Here is a 2910-nt window from a genome sequence, read left to right as displayed (position 1 = left end):
GACCTTTGCATGTCTCCAGCGTTCTATTCTGCGTCGCTCTGTGATACTCAGTTGCTTATAAACGGCTCCCATGGCACGTTCTCCTCATTAGATAACCCATTGGTTTCTAATAGGAGTCGCACTTCAAGGTAGCGCCCGCCGTCGCGTCTCTGAGATTCCTGTAATCTGTGTTATGTAATATTATGGAGAGTGAAACGTCACGGCGAATTGTCACCATGAAAGCCTGTGGGTCTTTTTGCCATTGGGATCCCAACGTTTACTAAGGCCAGCTTTTTCTGACGCCCTGAGGTAATTTGTCTTGCAATCGTCGCCGAAAACACTGCCTCGGCTACATTCCGATTGTTCACGCGAGTCATTGCTGAGGGCGACATAGAGGCGGTCACAAAAACGGGACAGTCAGCTTAGATCAATCCCAAATCTATGAAGGGATTGGAACATTGTGAAGGGCTGCATATTTTCAGATCAGTTAAATCCCCAAGGTGACACTGGAATCGCTGCGGGATGCCAGTTTTGCGACTGGACTCAAAAATGATCGTGTGCCACGCTTTTTCCATGCGCATCTTGGGTTCTCTTATTTTGTCTGCTTTGTATGCCACTTCTGCTGGTGCAACGGACAATTGCGCAGCGGACGCAATGGTTGTGTTTGATGGATCCGGCTCCATGGCGGAAATGGGGTTCAATGACATAAATGAACCCCGTATTTTCGAAGCTCGCCGTGCGATCTCAGATACCATCCCTGAAATTGCTGAACGCCGGCGGCTCGGATTGGTTGTGTATGGCCCAATGGGAGTTGATGAATGCACCGGTGTTGATCTTCGGTTTCCACCAATGCTGGATGCGGCAAGGCCGGTGATTGACGCGGTAAATTCGCTTGAACCAAGCGGCAGCACACCGCTGACCGATGCCGTCAAACTGGCCGCCGAAACTTTGGATTATCAGAACCGTCCTGCTGCAATTGTTCTGGTGACGGATGGCAAGGAAACCTGTGGGGGCCAACCCTGTATGCTTGCCACAGATCTCGCCAATGAGGGGGCTGACACGACCGTCCATGTGATTGGCTTTAAAGTGCGCGGCAGCTTCTTTTCGTGGGATCGAGACACGGACAACGACTACAATGTTTCGGAAAGCGTGGCGCGTTGTCTGGCAGATAGTACTGGCGGCACTTACACGAGCGCAGAAACGCTGGATCAATTGATTGCAGCCCTGCGTGAAACATTGGGCTGCCAGTTTCTTTTTTAAGTCGTCGCGCGCCAACGCACTGCGCGAAGTTCCAGTGCGCCGATAACACCATATTCGATGATCAACATCACCACAACAAAGCTGAGCGCATAGGCGAGCACGTATCCGGTTTCAAATAGCTGAAAATAGAGATGGATTTGAAACCCTACGCCATCACTGCGTCCCAGAAACTCTACCACCAGAACGATTTTCCAGATGATGGCCAGCCCGTTGCGCATGCTAGAGGCAACAAAGGGCCAGAGTTGTGGTAAGATAACATGACGCAATTCGGCAAGACGGCTCATTCTAAAGGCGCGCGCCATTTCAGTTAGCTTGGGGTCCAACGCGTGAACACCTTCTCGGATGCTGACCGCGACCATGGCTGTCTTGTTCAGCGCAACAGCAGCAACCGCAGCCACTTCGTTCAGCCCAATCCAAAGATAACACAGGACAATCACCACAAGTGCGGGGATGTTTAGCAACACAACCAACCAAGTGCCAAACCATTGGTTCAAACGATGGTTTAAGCCCAATGCAAGGCCGATACAAAGGCCAAAGAACATCGCAAGAGAAAAGGCAAACAACACCCGTCTAAACGTGGCCCACATATGTTGGGGCAACTCGCCTGACAGTGTCTCAGACACTATCAACTGCCAGACCGCGCCAGGTGATGGCAAAACCGTGGGGTCCGCCCCAACCCGCGCAGCAACGGCCCACAGCAATATCAGCCCAATCAAAGACAGGGTGATATGTGACAATTGAGGGGTCGAGGGTAAGCCAGACATAAGGTGCAAGGTGACATGAAGAACCCTAGACGCCCAAGCACAAAAAGAAGCGCCTTATACCTTGGTCGAATACATCCTAAACAAATAGCCGCCTACGGTTTTTCCATGATGGGAGCACAGATACTTCGCACATTGGCGATCGGCACAGCATTGTGGATTGGGGCGGCCCTTTGCGCACTCGCGGAGCCGTTGTCACGTGATGTGATCGCTCCTTATATTGCGCCGCCAATGGAACTTGGCGAACGGCTCAATGACGAGGGTGTCTGGCAATTGCTCAACTCAGGCGGGGCTGAGGTCGGGTATGTCTTTGAAACAGAGCCGATGGCCCCTCTGCCCGGCTTTTCTGGGGCGGCCATCAACATGTTGGTTGTGCTGGAACTGGATGGCAGTTTTCTGGACGTACAACTTGTTTCCCACAACGAACCGATCTTTGTGTCCGGACTGCCAGAAAAGTTGTTTTTCGACTTTTTCAAGCAATACCGAGGTCATTCCATTTCCGACACTCTGGTCGTGGGTTCACCCTATGGCGCAGGCAGCGAGGGCAGCGCACTGGTTTATCTTGATGGGGTAACGAAAGGTACAGCATCGATCCGCATTGCGCATGAAAGTATTTTAGCAGCCGCCTTAAAAGTAGCGCGCGAAAAGATGAATGGTATTTCCACCGGACCGCCATCGTTTCCAAACATGGAATACACCGAAGATCTCACTTGGGAAGATCTTGTAGAACAAGGCATCGCTCAGCGCAAAATTGTTCTGAACAGTGAAATGGATGCAGGGTTTGCAGGCACCCTTTGGGAAGATGACGATCCAGAGGCCAAAGACTACCCCGAAGAGCCGTTCCTTGATCTTTGGATTATCGACTTGGGCGCCCCCTCGATAGCTGAGGCCGTGCTCAGTGAGGATGGCT

The 2910-nt window shown here is 51.8% G+C and carries 2 protein-coding genes and 1 pseudogene; 2 read left to right on the top strand and 1 reads right to left on the bottom strand.

What is annotated here, in order from left to right:
* The first annotated feature begins 528 nt into the window (after window positions 1-528).
* Window positions 529-1239 carry a vWA domain-containing protein gene (locus ABJF76_RS07595; protein ID WP_413820059.1) on the top strand — a complete coding sequence of 237 codons (711 nt, stop codon included), beginning with the start codon at window positions 529-531 and terminating at the stop codon, window positions 1237-1239.
* Here the strand turns inward: ABJF76_RS07595 and ABJF76_RS07590 are convergent.
* Complete coding sequence (locus tag ABJF76_RS07590; RefSeq protein WP_413820058.1) at window positions 1236-1976, bottom strand: ABC transporter permease; 741 nt, start codon at window positions 1974-1976, stop codon at window positions 1236-1238. The genes ABJF76_RS07595 and ABJF76_RS07590 overlap by 4 nt on opposite strands.
* Window positions 1977-2108: 132 nt before the next feature.
* Between ABJF76_RS07590 and ABJF76_RS07585 the strand changes: the two are divergent.
* A pseudogene (locus tag ABJF76_RS07585) lies at window positions 2109-2910 on the top strand (4Fe-4S binding protein); the annotation flags it as partial.

Source organism: Tateyamaria sp. (genome assembly GCF_039940735.1).
Lineage (GTDB): Bacteria > Pseudomonadota > Alphaproteobacteria > Rhodobacterales > Rhodobacteraceae > Tateyamaria.
Note: the sequence above shows the minus strand (reverse complement) of the source record. Positions and strands in the feature narration are given on the sequence as shown.

Bases quoted from the DNA above. Each gene is read 5' to 3' on its own strand.
- ABJF76_RS07595 (WP_413820059.1), top strand. From the start codon at position 529: ATGATCGTGTGCCACGCTTTTTCCATGCGCATCTTGGGTTCTCTTATT.